This window comes from Rhodococcus erythropolis R138 (assembly GCF_000696675.2).
In the GTDB taxonomy this organism is placed as follows: domain Bacteria; phylum Actinomycetota; class Actinomycetes; order Mycobacteriales; family Mycobacteriaceae; genus Rhodococcus_F; species Rhodococcus_F erythropolis.
Genome location: NZ_CP007255.1, coordinates 5,973,775 through 5,990,173 on the forward strand (window position 1 = coordinate 5,973,775; position 16,399 = coordinate 5,990,173).

Consider the following 16,399-nt stretch of genomic DNA (forward strand, 5'->3'; position numbering starts at 1 on the left):
TCAACCACCCACCGCGGCCGCGAGCTCTCGCACATGGTCGGCGTCGCGGCAGGTCACCAGCAGCATCGTGACTCCGGCTTCCTCCCAACGCTTCACGTCCGCGCGCACCTCGTCGACGTTGCCGATGATCATCGTCTCGGTGACCATCTCGTCGGGGACGACGGCAGCAGCTTCGTCCTTGCGGCCCGACATGAAGAGGCGACCGATCTCGTCGACCTCCTTCTCGTAGCCCATCCGCTTGTAGACCTGCGCGTGAAAGTTCAACTCCGGGGCGCCCATTCCGCCGACGTAGAGGGCGGTCATCGGCTTGAGAGCGGCGATGGCGGCGGCACGATCGTCGGTCACGATGACCTGGCACGTGGCGGCCACCTCGAAGTCTTCGCGACTACGACGGGCCCCGGCGCGAGCGAAGCCTTCGTCGAGCCACTTGTTGTACATCGGGGCCAGGCGCGGGGTGTAGTAGATCGCCAGCCACCCGTCGGCGATTTCACCGGCGAGCGCGACGTTCTTCGGCCCTTCGGCGCCGAGCCAGATCGGGATGTCCGCACGCAGCGGGTGCGTAATGGGCTTGAGCGGCTTGCCAAGTCCCGAACTGCCCGGTCCCGCATACGGCAGAGGGTAGTGGGGGCCGGGGCTGGTGACGGGCGCTTCACGGGCGAGGACCTGGCGCACGATCGAGACGTATTCGCGGGTGCGCGCGAGCGGCTTCTCGAATGGCTGGCCGTACCAACCTTCGACGACCTGCGGTCCGGATACGCCGAGCCCGAGGATCGTTCGCCCACCGTTTAGGTGATCGAGAGTGAGCGCGTGCATGGCACAGCTGGTCGGTGTTCGCGCCGAAATCTGTACGACGGACGTGCCGAGACGGACGTTCTCGGTCCGAGATCCCCACCAGGCGAGCGGGGTGAAGGCGTCCGAGCCCCACGACTCCGCCGCGAAGACCGCGTCGAATCCCGCGCCTTCCGCGGCCTCGATCAGTTCCGGGGCGTTTGCCGGCGGCTGTGCGCCCCAGTATCCGAGTTGCAACCCAAGCTTCATCGCAGGCCTCCACATTGCCGGTGATCAGAAGTGACTCTTGCCACAATCTCTAGAACCTGTTCTACTCGATCTTGTGACCATCGGAAAGAGCGGGGTGGCCGACAAGCCCCTGAGCGCACCATTGAATCTCCATTTCGACTACACCAGATCGACGGGACCGACCATCGGCGCGTTCGTGACTGCCCTGCGTGATCGCAAGGTGATCGGCGCACGTGGGTCGAACGGTCGTGTCTTCGTGCCGCCACCGGAATTCGATCCGGATACGGCCGAACCACTGACCGACTTCGTCGGAGTCTCCGACGGCGGAACGGTCGTGAGTTGGACGTGGATGCCCGAACCCATCGAGGGTCAACCCCTGACGAAGCCTTTCGCGTGGGCCCTGATCAAGCTCGACGGCGCGGACACGTCCATGCTCCACGCGGTCGACGTCGACTCCCCCGACGACATCAGCACCGGCCTGCGGGTCCGTGCTCGCTGGGCGTCGGAGCGGATCGGGCAGATCAAGGACATCGAGTGCTTCGAACCAGGTGAGAGCGAAAATGGAATCGCGACAGTCGATTCCAGCGCCGATCCTGTCACCATGATCACGACGCCTGTCGACCTGCACTTCATGCATTCCGCCTCGGCCGAGGAGAGTTTCTACCTCCGTGGTCTCGCAGAAGGCAAACTGATCGGTGGTCGCAGCGGACCCGAAGACAAGATCTACATCCCACCGCGCGGCGCGAATCCCACCAACGGGAAGCCGACGAGCGAGCAGATCGAACTGCCCGACAAGGGAATTGTCACCACCTTCTGCATCGTCAACGTCCCGTTCCTCGGGCAGCGAATCAAACCGCCCTACGTGGCCGCCTACGTGCTTCTCGACGGAGCCGACATTCCGTTCCTGCACTTGATCCTCGAATGTGATGCCGCGGACGTACGCATGGGCATGCGCGTCGAAGCCAAGTGGAAGCCTCGCGAAGAGTGGGGTTACACCCTCGAGAACATCGAATACTTCCGGCCGACAGGTGAACCCGACGCCGAGTACTCCACCTTCCAACACCACCTGTGAGGCTCCTGAAATGACTTCTGCAGACATCGCAGTCGTGGGCTTTGCTCAGGCACCCCACGTCCGCGAAACCAACGGCACCACCAACGGCGTCGAGATGCTCGTCCCGTGCTTCCAGCAGCTCTACAGCGATCTGGGAATCACCAAGTCCGACATCGGCTTCTGGTGCTCCGGATCTTCCGATTACCTGGCCGGACGAGCGTTCTCCTTCATCTCGGCCATCGACTCCATCGGAGCGGTCCCGCCGATCAACGAATCTCACGTCGAGATGGATGCTGCGTGGGCCTTCTACGAAGCGTGGATCAAGATCTTGACCGGCGAGGTCGAGACCGCGCTGGTGTACGGCTTCGGCAAATCCTCCGCCGGGCACCTGCGCAAGATCCTGTCCATGCAGCTCGATCCGTACCTCGTCACTCCGCTGTGGCCGGACTCCGTCTCGATCGCCGGACTTCAAGCCCGACTCGGACTCGACGCGGGTAAGTGGACGCAAGAGGACATGGCGGAGGTTGCCGCTCGTAGCCGTCGTCACGCGCTGAGTAATCCGAAGGCTCAGCTCGCAGGCGAGGTCGACATCGAGGCACTACTCGCCAGTCCGTTCCTCGCAGATCCGTTGCGCGCACACGATTGTGCGCCCATCACCGATGGTGCGGCAGCAATCGTCCTGGCCTCGGGTAACCGCGCCCGCGATCTCTGCGAGCGGCCGGCGTGGATCACCGGACTCGAGCATCGCATCGACTCCCCCAACCTGGGTGCACGTGACCTGACCACGTCGCCGTCCACTACGTCGGCAGCCAAGGCGGCAACAGGCGGCGAGGTCGGCAACATCGACGTCGCCGAACTGCACGCGCCGTTCACTCACCAGGAATTGATCTTGAAGGAAGCGATCGGCCTGACCGACGCCACCACGATCAATCCGTCCGGCGGTCCGCTCAGCGGCAACCCACTGTTCGCCGGTGGTCTGGAACGAATCGGCCACGCCGCCAAGGCAATCTTCGACGGCCAGGCGAATCGCGCTCTGGCCCATGCAACAAGCGGCCCTGTGCTGCAGCAGAACCTGGTAGCAGTCTTGGAGGGACGGAACTGATGGCCGGAACGCCTCAACTCGCGGCCGTGCTCGGCACCGGCCAAACTCACTACGTCGCAAAGCGTCATGATGTCTCGATGGCGGGCTTGGTTCGTGAAGCCATCGACGCCGCGATGCTCGACGCCAACGTCGGTTGGGACGACATCGACGCCGTCGTCATCGGAAAGGCCCCCGACCTGTTCGAGGGTTCGATGATGCCCGAACTCGCCATGTCGGATGCCCTTGGCGCCAACGGAAAGCCGTTGCTGCGTGTTCACACTGCCGGCTCGGTGGGTGGTTCGACGGCTATCGTCGCCTCCAGCCTGGTCAAATCCGGTGTCCACAAGCGCGTTCTGACGGTTTCCTGGGAGAAGCAGTCCGAGTCGAACGCCATGTGGGCGCTGTCCACACCGGTACCGTTCAACATGCCTGTCGGCGCCGGCGCCGGTGGATACTTCGCCCCGCACGTCCGTTCGTACATTCGTCGATCGGGCGCACCGGAGCACATCGGCTACCTCGTCGCGGTGAAAGATCGGCTCAACGGCAGCCTCAATCCGTATGCGCACCTGCGGCAGCCGGACATCACCTTCGAATCGGTGCAGGCATCTCAGATGCTCTGGGATCCGATCCGCTACGACGAGACCTGCCCGTCCTCGGACGGCGCGTGCGCTCTGGTGATCGGCAACGAGGAAGCGGCCGCACAGGTCGAGGCCGAGGGTCGTTCGGTCGCGTGGATCCACGCGACGGCCATGCGCACCGAGCCGACCTTCTATGCCGGACGCGATCAGGTCAATCCGCAGGCCGGCCGTGACGCCGCGGCCGCGCTGTGGAAGTCCGCGGGAATCACCGATCCGCTCAACGAAATCGACTGCGCCGAAATCTATGTCCCGTTCTCGTGGTTCGAGCCGATGTGGCTCGAGAACCTCGGTTTCGCGGAGGAAGGCCAGGGCTGGAAGCTGACCGAGGCCGGCGAAACCGCGATCGGCGGCAAGCTCCCGGTCAATGCCTCGGGCGGTGTTCTCTCTTCCAACCCGATCGGCGCCTCGGGCATGATCCGTTTTGCCGAGTCGGCGATGCAGGTCATGCACCGCGCCGGCGATCACCAGGTGGCCGACGCGCGCAAGGCTCTCGGCCATGCCTACGGCGGTGGCTCGCAGTACTTCTCGATGTGGGTCGTCGGCTCCGAACGTCCCACCACGTAACAGCAGCACACACGCCGATCAGGAAGAGGCCGAAGATGAAGTACACCGTCGGGGTTGCCATGAACCCCTTGGACCAGTTAGCCGGTATCGCCAAAACGGCCGAAGAATGCGGCTTTTCGTCGATCGCTCTCCCCGATTCACTGTTCTTCATGGAAACGCAGGCGGCGGATTACCCGTACACCCCGGACGGGTCTCGGATGTGGAATGCCGAGACCCCCTGGGTCGATCCGCTGATCGCCGCAGCTGCAATGGGCGCGGTGACCGAGAAGATCGAGTTCTACACCCAGGTGCTCAAGCTGGGTAGCCGCAATCCGGTCCTGCTCGCGCGGCAGGTCGGATCTGTAGCGGCATTGACGAACAACCGTTTCGGCTTCGGCGTCGGAATCGGTTGGGCTCCCGAAGAGTTCGAGTGGTGCGGCGCTCCGTACAAGCGTCGCGGCGCCCGAGTGGACGAGATGATCGACGTTCTCAAACTTATTCTCGGCGGCGGGATGGTCGAGTATCACGGCGAGTTCTTCGATTTCGATCGCCTGCAGATGAGTCCAGCTCCCACCAAGCCGGTTCCGTTCTACGTCGGCGGCCACACCGAGGTGGCACTCAAGCGTGCTGCGCGAGTCGGCGACGGTTGGACCTCGGCGATGATCAAGTTCGACGACCTGGTGGGTGTGATCGCACGACTACGCGAACTGCGCGCCGAGTACGGCCGCGAGAACGAGCCGTTCGAAATCCAGACGGTGTGCATCGACCGTTTCGGCAAGGACGGTTACGCAGAACTCGAAGATGCCGGCGTCACGGACATCATCACCGTACCTTGGGTTTTCGACGGAATCGGCTTCGATGCCCCGCTGGAGGCAAAGCAGGATTCGATGCGTAAGTTCGCCGAGCAGTACATCAACTGAGGAGTCGCGATGACTGACGAACACCCCGCCCGCGTCGCGGGTAACGCTTCGCGCGCCGCAGCGAGTGGCAAGAACAAGGAAGCCTGGCTGGACCTCTTCGCCGAGGACGGTTGGGTGGAGGATCCGGTCGGGCCGTCGGGATTCGATCCCGAAGGCAAAGGCCATCACGGACGCGAAGCGATCTCCAAGTTCTACGACATGACGATCGCGAACGCGGACAAGCTCGAATTTCTGATCGACGATTCACTGGTGTGCGGCAACGAGAACGTCAACATCGGCAAGATCCGGACCACCATCGGCGGCTCGATCATCGACGCCGAGGGCGTGTTCGTCTATCGCGTGAACGACGCAGGCAAGATCGCGTCGCTTCGAGCATTCTGGGAAGTGGACCGTGCGATGAAGACGGCACGCAAAGCCTGAGAACCCACAGTACGAGAGCGGCCCCGGTCATCGACCGGGGCCGCTCTCGTCGTATTCGAATCAGCCTGTCGTACTTGCACCGAGAACCCTGAAATGGTTTCCTGGTTGCCAACGTCGCGTGTCGATGACGGACTGCGTCAGGCATGGAGGCGTCGTACTGCAAGGGGTCACTCATGACCATTTCGTTCAATCACACCATCATCGCCGCAAAAGACCGCCAAGAGTCTGCGTGGTTCTTCACTCACATGTTCGGTCTGCCAGGCCCGGTCGAAGCCGGTTACTTTCTCGGCGTCGAACTCGAGCACGGGGTGACACTGGACTTCGCACAGGTGGAAGAGGGCGCCGAGGTTGCGTCTCAGCACTACGCTTTCCTCGTCTCCGAAGATGACTTCGACGGCATCTACCAGCGGATACAGGCGTTGAAACTTGATCACTGGGCCGATCCGCGCCAGTCGAGTACCGGCTTCAACACCAACGACGGTGGGCGTGGGGTCTACTTCCTCGACCCGTCGGGGCATTTCCTGGAAGCGATCACCAAGCCATACGGCGGCTGAATTAGAGATTGAACTACAAACGGCGGCGCCTACGGGAGATGAGGGATCCCGCAGACGCCGCCGCAGTTCCAGGTTGCCAACTAGTGGCCCCCCGGAACGTCTACTGTAGTTCTGCGTGTTCGAGAGTGCAGAGGCAACTCCCGAAAACCTACACAGAACCTACTCGCCGGTTACCAGGTCAGTATATGTCCGGATCAGTGTTTGACCGGGCAGCCCGATGTCTTGTAATCAACCTGAAACTCTTTGATGCCGTTGAGCCAGCCCGAGCGCAGGCGACGGGGATCGCCGAGCCTGGTGATATCGGGTAGGTGATCGGCGATCGCATTGAAGATCAGATCGATTTCGAGACGAGCCAAGTTGGCGCCGATGCAGAAGTGCGCACCCGTGCCGCCGAATCCGAGGTGCGGATTGGGGTCACGCATGATGTCGAACTTCGTGGGGTTCTCGAAGACGTCTTCGTCGAAGTTGGCCGACGCGTACATCATCACGACGCGATCGCCCTTCTTGATCTTCTGTCCCCCGAGTTCGGTGTCTTCGAGCGCGGTCCGCTGGAAAGAGGTCACCGGGGTGGCCCAACGAACGATCTCGTCGGCCGCAGTCTTCGGGCGTTCCTTCTTGTACAGCTCCCACTGGTCGGGATTGTCGAGGAAGGCAACCATGCCGTGTGTGATGGCATTGCGAGTGGTCTCGTTACCCGCGACCGCAAGCAGAATCACGAAGAAGCCGAATTCCTCTGGGGAGAGCTCATTTCCGTCGATGTCAGCTTCGATGAGCTTGGTGACGATGTCATCGGCGGGACACTTCTTGCGCTGATCCGCCATCTGGTACGCGTATCCCAGAATCTCCATCGACGCTGCCTGCGGGTCGATGTCGAACTCGGGGTCGTCGTAGGACGTCATCTGGTTGGACCAGTCGAAGAGCTTCATTCGATCTTCCTGCGGCACACCGAGAAGCTCGGCGATTGCCTGCAGCGGAAGTTCGGACGCGACCTGAACCACGAAGTCTCCGGCACCACCGGCAGCCGCAGTCTTGACGATCTTTTCGGCGCGCTCGGTCAGTTCTTCGCGCAGGCTGTTGATGGCTCGCGGGGTGAATCCACGCGAAACCAGCTTGCGAAGCTTGGTGTGCTCCGGAGCGTCCTTGTTGATGAGGATGAATCGCTGCATCTCGACGTTCTCGCGCGGGATGTCGTCGGCGAAGCGAGGAATCGCAGTGTTCTCGTGGGTCGAGAAGATGTCGCTTCGCTGCGAGACCTCCTTGACCTCTTCATGACGGGTGACCACCCAGAAGCCCTCGTCCTGGAATCCACCGATTTCCGGGGGCTGCGGATTCCACCACACGGGGGCCGTCTTCCGGAGTTCGGCGAACTCCTCGAACGGCATGCGTTCCGCGTAGATGTCGGGGTCCGTGAAGTCGATTCCCTCGGGGAATGCGGGCTGTGCCACTGATGTCTCCTGCCCTAAGCCTTTTCATCACAGGGGTGATGGGGATCCGTGATGTGTAACACGTTCTACTCTCATTGAAACACAAGCCTGCTTACTAGGAAAGGAAACGTCGACAGGTCTTGCTTCCCGCAGAGAACCTGTTCTACTTTTTCATTACAAGGAAAGGAGCCCGCTGTGGGCACACCAGTAATCGTCGAGGCTGTCCGTACACCGATCGGCAAGCGCGGAGGTTGGCTCGCCGGTCTGCACGCCGCCGAGATCCTCGGAGCGGCACAAAAGGGCGTTCTCGACCGGTCGGGAATCGACCCGTTGCTGATCGAGCAGGTGATCGGCGGCTGCGTCACCCAGGCCGGCGCTCAGTCCAACAACATCACGCGCACGGCCTGGCTGCACGCCGGACTTCCGTGGCAGACCGGCGCAACCACCGTGGACTGCCAGTGCGGTTCGGCCCAGCAGGCGAACCATCTGATCGCCGGACTGATTGCCACCGGCGCCATCGACGCCGGCATCGCCTGCGGCATCGAAGCCATGAGCCAGGTTCCCCTCGGCGCCAACGTCGGCGATCAGGCCGGACCGCGTCGGCCGGCGACGTGGGACATCGACATGCCCAACCAGTTCGAAGCTGCAGAACGCATCGCTCGTCGTCGCGGACTGACCCGTGACGACATCGAAGCCCTCGGCGTCCGCTCGCAGGCGCTGGCCAAGCAGGCCTGGGAGGAAGGGCGTTTCGACCGCGAGGTTCTCGAACTTTCGGCGCCCCAGGTCGACAAGGAAGGAAACCTCACGGGCGAGACGAAGCTCGTCAATCGCGATCAGGGCCTGCGCGATACGACGGCCGAGTCCCTAGCCCGACTGAAGCCCGTCCTCGAAGGCGGGATTCACACGGCCGGAACGTCTTCCCAGATCTCCGACGGCGCGGCCGCAGTCCTGCTCATGGACGAGGACAAGGCTCGCGCACTCGGGTTGAAGCCGCGAGCCCGCATCATCGCCCAGGCCCTGGTCGGCTCGGAACCGGAATTCCACCTCGACGGACCGGTGCAGGCAACCAGCCGTGTCCTGGAGAAGAGCGGAATGAAGATCGGCGACCTCGATCTGTTCGAGATCAACGAAGCATTCGCATCCGTCGCACTGTCCTGGGCTCAGGTTCACGAACCCGACTTCGACAACGTCAATGTCAACGGCGGCGCGCTCGCTCTCGGCCATCCAGTTGGCAGCACGGGCTCTCGACTGATCACCACCGCACTGCACGAATTGGAGCGTCGAAACGGCTCGACCGCTCTGATCACGATGTGCGCCGGCGGCGCGCTGGCCACCGGAACCATCATCGAGCGTATCTGAGATGACTACTCCCCCAGCTAAACCCAAGGGACTCGACGCTCCGGCGACGGTCAAGATCATCAAGTGGATGTCGAAGGCAAACGTCGCCATGTATCGCGCCACCGACGGGCGGCTGGGTAGCAAGTGGCGGGTCGGCAGCGCGTTTCCACGCGGGCTGCCAATCTGCCTGCTCACCACCACCGGTCGCAAATCCGGCGAGGAGCGGATCAGTCCGTTGCTGTTCCTCGAGGACGGCGAGAACGTGATTCTGGTGGCGTCGCAAGGTGGTCTTCCGAAGAACCCGATGTGGTACCTCAACATCAAGGCGGACCCAGTGGTGACGGTGCAGATCAAGTCTCGGATCCGATCGATGAAAGCCCGCGTCTCCACCGAGGACGAGCGCGCTCGGCTGTGGCCGATGTTGACGGCGATGTATCCGGATTTCGACAACTATCAGGCCTGGACCGACCGGATCATTCCCGTCATCGTGTGCGAGCCGCTGAAGAAATAAACGGACTGTTTACAACAAAGCGTTTACATCGACCCGGGTTCGTGCCAGCCTGGGTTCATGACCGATGACCAGTTCAGACCGATCGATTCCGGCCGCGAACGCGCACATCGCGAGTACGCCGGACTCTTTCGGATCAGCGAGCGCCACGGCGCGACCCAAAGCCAGCGCGCGCGGCAATCTCATCCGGAGATGCTCGAGCCCTACGGCGCGGTGCGCGTCGTGGCTCGTCTTGCCGGCGGCACCGACACACCGCAGCCGAACGAACCTGAGGTCGACGACGCCGATGTCATGGCTGCGTTGACTCTGATTCCCAAGGCCCGAGCCGAAATGGAACAGCTGGAAGCGCTGTTCCTCGGAATTGCCCGCGAACGGGGCATGACCTGGCAAGATATTGCCTTCGGACTCGGGCTCGGCAGCACTCAAGCTGCCCGCCAGCGCTACGAAAGGCTCGTTCGCCGCACCGGAGGCTGAACACGTGCCATAACGAGCGAGTTGGAGCACTATTGACTCGTACGGTCCGCACGGCGTTTCGACAGAGCCTCGAACACAGCAAGGAGTCGCATATATGACGACGCATATTCAAGATCAAATCCTGGACCGACGCGAGATCACCTCAGCCCTCGTGCGTGCGCTGGAGCGTCGCCACGAGGTGCTGGACGCAGTGGTCGACAGCAAGGACCACCAGGAGGCACTGACCACCGTCGCGGAACTCCTCGGCACGTCGGAAGCAAATGCCGAAGCAGTTCTGAGCCTCAAGTTCAGTGCACTCACCAAGGCTGCGCGCGATCGCATCCAGGGCGAGCTGGAGAATCTCGACGCCACTCTCGAATGGACGACGCTCGATCGTCCCGCGAGCAGCGGGCAGAACTTCACCCTGCGTCCGTTCAGCGACAGCGCAGAAGACAAGTCGCTGTTCACGATTCGTTCGGGCGAGCAGCTCGGCGAAGACGGCAAGCCGTGGAGCGAGGATCGGATCGAAGCTGAGCGCGTCGGTGGCCTCGGCCGGATCGACGACGAGACCGCTGCCTGGTTCGTCGCCGAGGACGTCTCCGGTGACGGCTCGAAGAGCGTCGGCCTGGTATTCGGCGAACTCGACGGCCAAGAGGTCAACGTGGCGATCTGGATCGCGCCGGAATCTCGCAAGAAGGGCTACGGCACAGCCTGCGTGAAGCATTCTCGGCGCGAGCTCGCCGCAGAGTTCCCCGGCACCGTGTTGGTGGTTCGGGCGCCTGCGTAGGCGGCACACCACCTGTGAGTGGTTAAGGAGTCCCTGCACTCCTTAACCACTCACGGGGCCGGAGGCCCTACGCTCCGTACACCGGCGTCGGAATCTCCGCCTTCTCCAACAGCGTTGCCACGACGGGCCCGATCTCCTTCGGGTCCCAACGGTCACCCTTGTCCTCGCTCGGGCCGTGACGCCAGCCCTCCGCGACGGTGATCTTTCCGCCCTCGACCTCGAACACCCGCCCCGTGACGTCCTTGGACTCGGCGCTACCGAGCCAGACGACCAGCGGCGAGATGTTCTCGGGCGCCATGGCATCGAAGCCCTCTTCGGGAGCTGCCATCGACTCGGCCATCGCCCCACCCGCGCCGACGGTCATGCGCGTGCGCGCAGCAGGCGCGATCGCGTTGACACTGACGCCGTAATTCTTGAGCTCGGCTGCGGCCTGGATGGTCATCTCGGCGATACCGGCCTTCGCCGCAGCGTAGTTACCCTGGCCGATCGAACCTTGCAGTCCTGCACCCGAACTGGTGTTGATGATGCGTGCGTCGACGGTCTTGCCTGCCTTGGCCTCAGCGCGCCAGTAGGCAGCAGCGTGACGCAGCGGCGCGAAGTGCCCCTTGAGGTGCACGCGAATCACCGCGTCCCACTCGCCTTCGCTCATGCCGACCAGCATGCGGTCCCGCAGGAAGCCCGCGTTGTTCACGAGTACATCCAGGCCACCGAAGGTGTCGATCGCGGTCTTGATCAGATTCTCGGCACCCGCCCAGTCGGCCACGTCGTCTCCGTTGACCACTGCTTGGCCACCGGCGGCGATGATCTCCGCGACAACCTGCTCGGCCGGACTCTCACCGGTCTCGGAACCGTCGGCACCCGCACCGATGTCGTTGACGACGACCTTGGCGCCCTCGGCAGCAAACGCCAATGCATGCGCACGTCCGATCCCGCGACCAGCCCCGGTGATGATGACTACGCGTCCGTCGACCAATCCACTCATATTTGTCTCCTAATGCACTCTGCTCGGGCTTGTCGGCTCCGCTTGTGTGCTAACTTACCAAGCAATCGCTTGGTTTGGTACACAGACGTAAGGAATCCCGATATGGGCATCAGCACCTCCTCCGACGGAACCGGCATCACCACGGTCACCATCGACTACGCGCCGGTCAATGCAATCCCGTCCAAGGGATGGTTCGAGCTTGCCGACGCCATCCTCGACGCGGGCAAGGATCTCAACACTCACGTGGTGATCCTGCGAGCCGAGGGACGCGGATTCAACGCCGGCGTCGACATCAAGGAGATGCAGGCGACCGAGGGATTCGACGCGCTGGTCGCCGCCAACCGCGGTTGCGCCGCGGCCTTCGCAGCCGTCTACGACTGCGCTGTACCCGTCGTCGTGGCCGTCAACGGATTCTGTGTCGGCGGTGGCATCGGACTGGTCGGAAACGCGGACGTGATCGTCGCTTCCGACGACGCGATCTTCTCCCTCCCCGAGGTCGACCGCGGTGCACTCGGCGCTGCCACGCACCTCTCACGGCTGGTGCCGCAACACATGATGCGCACGCTCTACTACACCGCACAGAGCGTCGACGCCCACACACTCAAGCAGTTCGGCAGCGTCTACGACGTGGTCCCGCGCGAGAAGCTCGACGAGTGCGCTCGCGAGATCGCCGCAAAGATCGCCGCGAAGGACACCCGCATCATCCGGTGCGCCAAGGAAGCCATCAACGGCATCGACCCGGTCGACGTCAAGGGCAGCTACCGCCTCGAGCAGGGCTACACCTTCGAACTCAACCTCCTCGGTGTGTCCGACGAACACCGCGACGAGTTCGTCGCCACCGGCAAGCCGCGCGAGAACGCAACCCAGAAGGAAGGCTGAGACAAACATGGCTAGCAAGCGTGACAAGACGAAGTCGCTCGACGAGGTAGTCGGCGAGCTCCGCAGCGGAATGACGATCGGCTTGGGCGGCTGGGGATCTCGCCGCAAGCCGATGGCCTTCGTGCGTGCGATTCTGCGTTCGGACATCAAGGACCTGACCGTGGTCACTTACGGCGGACCGGATCTCGGGCTGCTGTGCTCGGCCGGCAAGGTCAAGAAGGCGTACTACGGTTTCGTGTCCCTGGACTCCGCACCGTTCTACGATCCGTGGTTTGCCAAGGCACGCACCGCCGGTGAGATCGAAGTCCGCGAGATGGACGAGGGAATGGTCAAGTGCGGCCTCGAAGCCGCTGCCGCTCGCCTCCCTTTCCTCCCGATCCGCGCAGGCCTGGGTTCGGACGTCCGCAACTTCTGGGGCGACGAACTCAAGACCGTCACCTCCCCGTACCCAGAGGCCGACGGCCGTTCCGAGACCTTGATCGCGATGCCTGCACTCAACCTCGATGCGTCGTTCGTTCACCTCAATCTCGGTGACAAGCACGGCAATGCCGCGTACAACGGTGTCGACCCGTACTTCGACGACCTGTACTGCATGGCCGCCGAAAAGCGTTACGTCTCCGTCGAACGCATTGTCGAGACCGAGGAACTGGTCAAATCCGTTCCACTGCAGAATCTTCTGCTCAACCGCATGATGGTCGACGCCGTCGTCGAGGCCCCGAACGGTGCCCACTTCACGTTGGCCGGCGAAAGCTACGGCCGCGACGAGAAGTTCCAGCGTCACTACGCCGAGGCCGCCAAGACCCCCGAGTCGTGGCAGACGTTCGTCGACACCTTCCTCTCCGGCAGCGAAGAGGACTACCAAGCCGCAGTAAAGAAGTTTGCCGATTCATCAAAGGCAGGGGAGCAGGCAAAATGAGCGAATCCACCGTCACCCGCGCAGAGTACGTTGTTCTCGCGTGCGCTGAAATCTTCTCCGGTGCAGGCGAAATCATGGCCAGCCCGATGTCGACGTCGTCCACCATCGGCGCTCGCCTGGCTCGGCTCACCACCGAACCCGACCTGCTGATCACCGATGGTGAAGCCCTCATTCTCGAGGACACCCCGGCAGTCGGAACGAAGGGCCCCATCGAAGGATGGATGCCTTTCCGCAAGGTGTTCGACGTCGTCGCTTCGGGCCGTCGCCACGTAGTCATGGGCGCCAATCAGCTCGATCGCCACGGCAACCAGAACCTCTCCGCCTTCGGCCCGCTTCAGCAGCCGACGCGTCAGATGTTCGGTGTGCGCGGCGCCCCGGGCAACACCATCAACCACGCGACGAGCTACTTCGTCCCCAAGCACTCCAAGCGAGTGTTCGTCGACAAGGTCGACGTGGTGTGCGGTGTCGGCTACGACCAGATCGATCCCGAGAACCCGGCATACAAGTACCTGAACATCCCCCGCGTTGTCACCAACCTCGGTGTCTTCGACTTCGGTGGACCGGGAAACACCTTCCGCGCGCTGAGCCTCCATCCCGGCGTCACCGCCGAAGAGGTAGCCGAGAACACCTCGTTCGAGGTAGCCGGACTCGCCGAGGCCGGTATCACCCGTGACCCCACCGCCGAAGAGCTCCACCTCATTCGCGAGACCCTCGATCCGCGCAACCTCCGGGACCGTGAGGTCTCGGCATGACCCCCACTCTGAAGACAGCACTGACCGAACTGGTCGGTGTCGAGTACCCGATCGTGCAGACGGGCATGGGCTGGGTTTCCGGGCCCGCGCTGACGTCGGCGACGGCCAACGCGGGCGGTCTCGGCATCCTGGCTTCGGCCACGATGACCTACGACGAGCTCGAGCACGCGATCAAGAAGACGAAACAGCTCACGGACAAGCCGTTCGGCGTCAACATGCGTGCCGACGCCACCGACGCGCCGCAGCGCGCGGACCTGCTGATCCGTGAGGGCGTCAAGGTCGCGTCGTTTGCCTTGGCTCCCAAGAAGGAACTGATCGCCAAGCTCAATGACCACGGCATCGTCGTCGTACCGTCGATCGGTGCCGCGAAGCATGCGGTCAAGGTTGCATCTTGGGGCGCGGACGCCGTCATCGTCCAGGGCGGCGAAGGTGGTGGTCACACCGGCGGTGTGGCAACGACATTGCTTCTCCCCTCGGTTCTCGACGCGGTCGATATTCCGGTCATCGCCGGTGGCGGATTCTTCGACGGCCGCGGGCTGGCCGCAGCGTTGGCGTACGGCGCTGCCGGTGTCGCCATGGGGACGCGTTTCTTGCTCACCAGTGACTCTTCGGTGCCGGACTCCGTCAAGCAGGAATACCTCAAGCGAGGACTGACGGATACGACGGTCTCACGCAAGGTCGACGGCATGCCTCATCGTGTGCTCAACACCGACCTGGTCAACAGCCTCGAAGGTTCCAGCTATGCAACCGGTTTGATCGCTGCTGCCAAGAACGCCACCAAGTTCAAGGCAATGACAGGTATGAAGTGGTCGACGCTCGCCAAGGACGGCCTCGCAATGAAGCGCTCGGGTGACCGCACGCTGATGCAAATCATCATGGCGGCGAATACCCCGATGTTGCTCAAGGCCGGTCTGGTCGAGGGCAATACGGAAGCCGGCGTGCTTGCCTCGGGTCAGGTTGTCGGAATGATCAACGATCTGCCCAGCTGCAAGGAACTGATCGAGAACATCATGGAGGACGCGGCCAAGCGTATCGACGCGCTTGCGGCTCTTCGCTGACGCAGATTCATCCGAGTGCGTCTCCCCCACTGCGCTTTACGCGGAGTCGGAGGAGGCGCACTCTGCGCATTGCCGAGCTAACCGGTCTGCTGGTGACGACCGCCCGGCACCTCGAAATACTGGGAGATTGCCACCGCGGCCATCTGTACCGGTGCAACGTGTCGATCGTCGATCTTGCCTCGAACGAGTGGGCCGCTGATCGACAGACCGACTTCCGCTTCGCCCAGCGCACCCACCCTCACACCGATGCAGCCGAGACCCGAAGTACACGTACCGAATACGACGCCGTACCGATGGTTGGCTATTGCGGAATGTTGCGCGACCGTCGAACGGCGGCCCGCTGCCAAGAGTGCCTTGCCGATTGCCGAGGATCGCGCCGGGATGCGAGAGCCGACGCCTGTCTGGAGGTCAGGTATCGCCTGGCTGCCGATCTTCTGAAGGTATCGCACGTTGTTTCCCTCGAGGACCCCGAGATGTACGGCCTGATTGGTGACGAGGTGCAGGTTGTACAACAACGGCACCACCACCCTCTCGAACTTGTTTCGATACAACGAGATTGCCCCAAGATCGCCGAGTTTGTCGCCGATTTCGTACTCGAGGCCTTCTCTGCGAAGCCAATCCATCCTCACTAGCTTCAGAAGCATCCTGTGCACGGACGATCGCGGAATCCCGGTTCGACGGGCCACCTCGCCCAGCGTCAACCGCGGCGTGTCACGAAAGCAATCCACTACCATCGCCAACCTGTCGAGGGTTGATATAGGGATGGGCTCTTCTGTGATCGGTCCGACCGACATGGCGTCTCCGTTTCGGTGATCCGCCCGTCGAGAGGACAGCGCTGGGCGTGCTCTGCTGACTGCAAATCTGGGCCTTCACCGGACGAACCGCCAGGGCGTTTCCCACCGTGCGGGAGACAAACCTGCCTGGCCACTCCACCTGCAGCTATACCGATCACCGGTTACCCCCGTTGAACCTGGACCAACTCCTCACCACAGTGGCCAACACAGATCACTGAACAAAGGACGACGAGTTGACTACAGACGTGACGACCACAACGGACCTCGGCGAAGTCGACGACATC

General features: G+C 62.7%; 18 protein-coding genes. 14 read left to right on the top strand and 4 right to left on the bottom strand.

Annotated features, from left to right (window positions below; translation table 11 throughout):
* Positions 1–1,038 (bottom strand): LLM class F420-dependent oxidoreductase, encoded by a 1,038-nt coding sequence (locus H351_RS27365; protein ID WP_019746980.1) that lies wholly within the window; start codon positions 1,036–1,038, stop codon positions 1–3.
* A 73-nt stretch (positions 1,039–1,111) separates the two neighbouring features.
* On the opposite strand from H351_RS27365, the gene H351_RS27370 reads away from it, so the two are divergent.
* The 6 genes from H351_RS27370 to H351_RS27395 all read left to right on the top strand — a co-directional run bounded on the left by H351_RS27370 (position 1,112) and on the right by H351_RS27395 (position 6,224).
* On the top strand, positions 1,112–2,089 hold the full coding sequence (locus tag H351_RS27370) for a Zn-ribbon domain-containing OB-fold protein (protein ID WP_019746979.1): 978 nt from the start codon (positions 1,112–1,114) through the stop codon (positions 2,087–2,089).
* Positions 2,090–2,099: 10 nt separating this feature from the next.
* Positions 2,100–3,170, top strand: a complete 1,071-nt coding sequence (locus tag H351_RS27375; protein ID WP_003945801.1) for a thiolase domain-containing protein — start codon at positions 2,100–2,102, stop codon at positions 3,168–3,170.
* Positions 3,170–4,351: a thiolase domain-containing protein gene (locus tag H351_RS27380; RefSeq protein ID WP_003945946.1), complete on the top strand. Its 1,182-nt coding sequence runs from the start codon at positions 3,170–3,172 to the stop codon at positions 4,349–4,351. The genes H351_RS27375 and H351_RS27380 overlap by 1 nt, the downstream gene beginning before the upstream one ends.
* Positions 4,352–4,386: 35 nt before the next feature.
* On the top strand, positions 4,387–5,250 hold the full coding sequence (locus tag H351_RS27385) for a TIGR03619 family F420-dependent LLM class oxidoreductase (RefSeq protein ID WP_019746978.1): 864 nt from the start codon (positions 4,387–4,389) through the stop codon (positions 5,248–5,250).
* Positions 5,251–5,259: 9 nt separating this feature from the next.
* Positions 5,260–5,670 carry a nuclear transport factor 2 family protein gene (locus H351_RS27390; protein ID WP_029254510.1) on the top strand — a complete coding sequence of 137 codons (411 nt, stop codon included), beginning with the start codon at positions 5,260–5,262 and terminating at the stop codon, positions 5,668–5,670.
* Between the two features lie 173 nt (positions 5,671–5,843).
* Positions 5,844–6,224, top strand: a complete 381-nt coding sequence (locus H351_RS27395; protein WP_020906296.1) for a VOC family protein — start codon at positions 5,844–5,846, stop codon at positions 6,222–6,224.
* Positions 6,225–6,418: 194 nt separating this feature from the next.
* Here H351_RS27395 and H351_RS27400 read toward each other — a convergent pair whose 3' ends face one another.
* The gene (locus H351_RS27400) at positions 6,419–7,669 is read right to left on the bottom strand and encodes a cytochrome P450 (protein ID WP_003945573.1); all 1,251 of its coding nucleotides are present in this window, start codon (positions 7,667–7,669) and stop codon (positions 6,419–6,421) included.
* A gap of 174 nt (positions 7,670–7,843) precedes the next feature.
* Here H351_RS27400 and H351_RS27405 point away from each other — a divergent pair, with 174 nt between their 5' ends.
* The 4 genes from H351_RS27405 (at position 7,844) to H351_RS27420 (ending at position 10,734) form a co-directional block, all read left to right on the top strand.
* The gene (locus tag H351_RS27405; protein ID WP_019746975.1) at positions 7,844–9,007 is read left to right on the top strand and encodes a steroid 3-ketoacyl-CoA thiolase; all 1,164 of its coding nucleotides are present in this window, start codon (positions 7,844–7,846) and stop codon (positions 9,005–9,007) included.
* Between the two features lies 1 nt (position 9,008).
* Entirely contained in the window at positions 9,009–9,497 is a 489-nt protein-coding gene (locus H351_RS27410; RefSeq protein WP_029254509.1) for a nitroreductase family deazaflavin-dependent oxidoreductase, read from the top strand.
* Between the two features lie 57 nt (positions 9,498–9,554).
* Complete coding sequence (locus tag H351_RS27415) at positions 9,555–9,968, top strand: hypothetical protein (RefSeq protein WP_021342917.1); 414 nt, start codon at positions 9,555–9,557, stop codon at positions 9,966–9,968.
* A 94-nt stretch (positions 9,969–10,062) separates the two neighbouring features.
* Positions 10,063–10,734, top strand: coding sequence for a GNAT family N-acetyltransferase (locus H351_RS27420; RefSeq protein ID WP_019746972.1), 672 nt, complete (start codon positions 10,063–10,065; stop codon positions 10,732–10,734).
* Positions 10,735–10,801: 67 nt separating this feature from the next.
* Here H351_RS27420 and H351_RS27425 read toward each other — a convergent pair whose 3' ends face one another.
* Positions 10,802–11,716: an SDR family oxidoreductase gene (locus H351_RS27425; RefSeq protein WP_020906294.1), complete on the bottom strand. Its 915-nt coding sequence runs from the start codon at positions 11,714–11,716 to the stop codon at positions 10,802–10,804.
* Positions 11,717–11,818: 102 nt separating this feature from the next.
* On the opposite strand from H351_RS27425, the gene echA20 reads away from it, so the two are divergent.
* The 4 genes from echA20 to H351_RS27445 are packed head-to-tail and all read left to right on the top strand — an operon-like array spanning position 11,819 to position 15,321.
* Positions 11,819–12,595 carry a (7aS)-7a-methyl-1,5-dioxo-2,3,5,6,7,7a-hexahydro-1H-indene-carboxyl-CoA hydrolase gene (echA20, locus tag H351_RS27430; RefSeq protein ID WP_003945611.1) on the top strand — a complete coding sequence of 259 codons (777 nt, stop codon included), beginning with the start codon at positions 11,819–11,821 and terminating at the stop codon, positions 12,593–12,595.
* 7 nt (positions 12,596–12,602) lie between these two features.
* On the top strand, positions 12,603–13,511 hold the full coding sequence (ipdA, locus tag H351_RS27435; RefSeq protein WP_019746969.1) for a cholesterol ring-cleaving hydrolase subunit IpdA: 909 nt from the start codon (positions 12,603–12,605) through the stop codon (positions 13,509–13,511).
* Complete coding sequence (locus H351_RS27440; RefSeq protein ID WP_019746968.1) at positions 13,508–14,263, top strand: CoA-transferase subunit beta; 756 nt, start codon at positions 13,508–13,510, stop codon at positions 14,261–14,263. The genes ipdA and H351_RS27440 overlap by 4 nt, the downstream gene beginning before the upstream one ends.
* Complete coding sequence (locus H351_RS27445; protein WP_029254508.1) at positions 14,260–15,321, top strand: NAD(P)H-dependent flavin oxidoreductase; 1,062 nt, start codon at positions 14,260–14,262, stop codon at positions 15,319–15,321. Before H351_RS27440 ends, H351_RS27445 begins: the two co-directional genes overlap by 4 nt.
* 77 nt (positions 15,322–15,398) lie before the next feature.
* Here the strand turns inward: H351_RS27445 and H351_RS27450 are convergent, their stop codons facing one another.
* Entirely contained in the window at positions 15,399–16,115 is a 717-nt protein-coding gene (locus tag H351_RS27450; protein ID WP_029254507.1) for an IclR family transcriptional regulator, read from the bottom strand.
* Positions 16,116–16,399 lie beyond the last annotated feature (284 nt).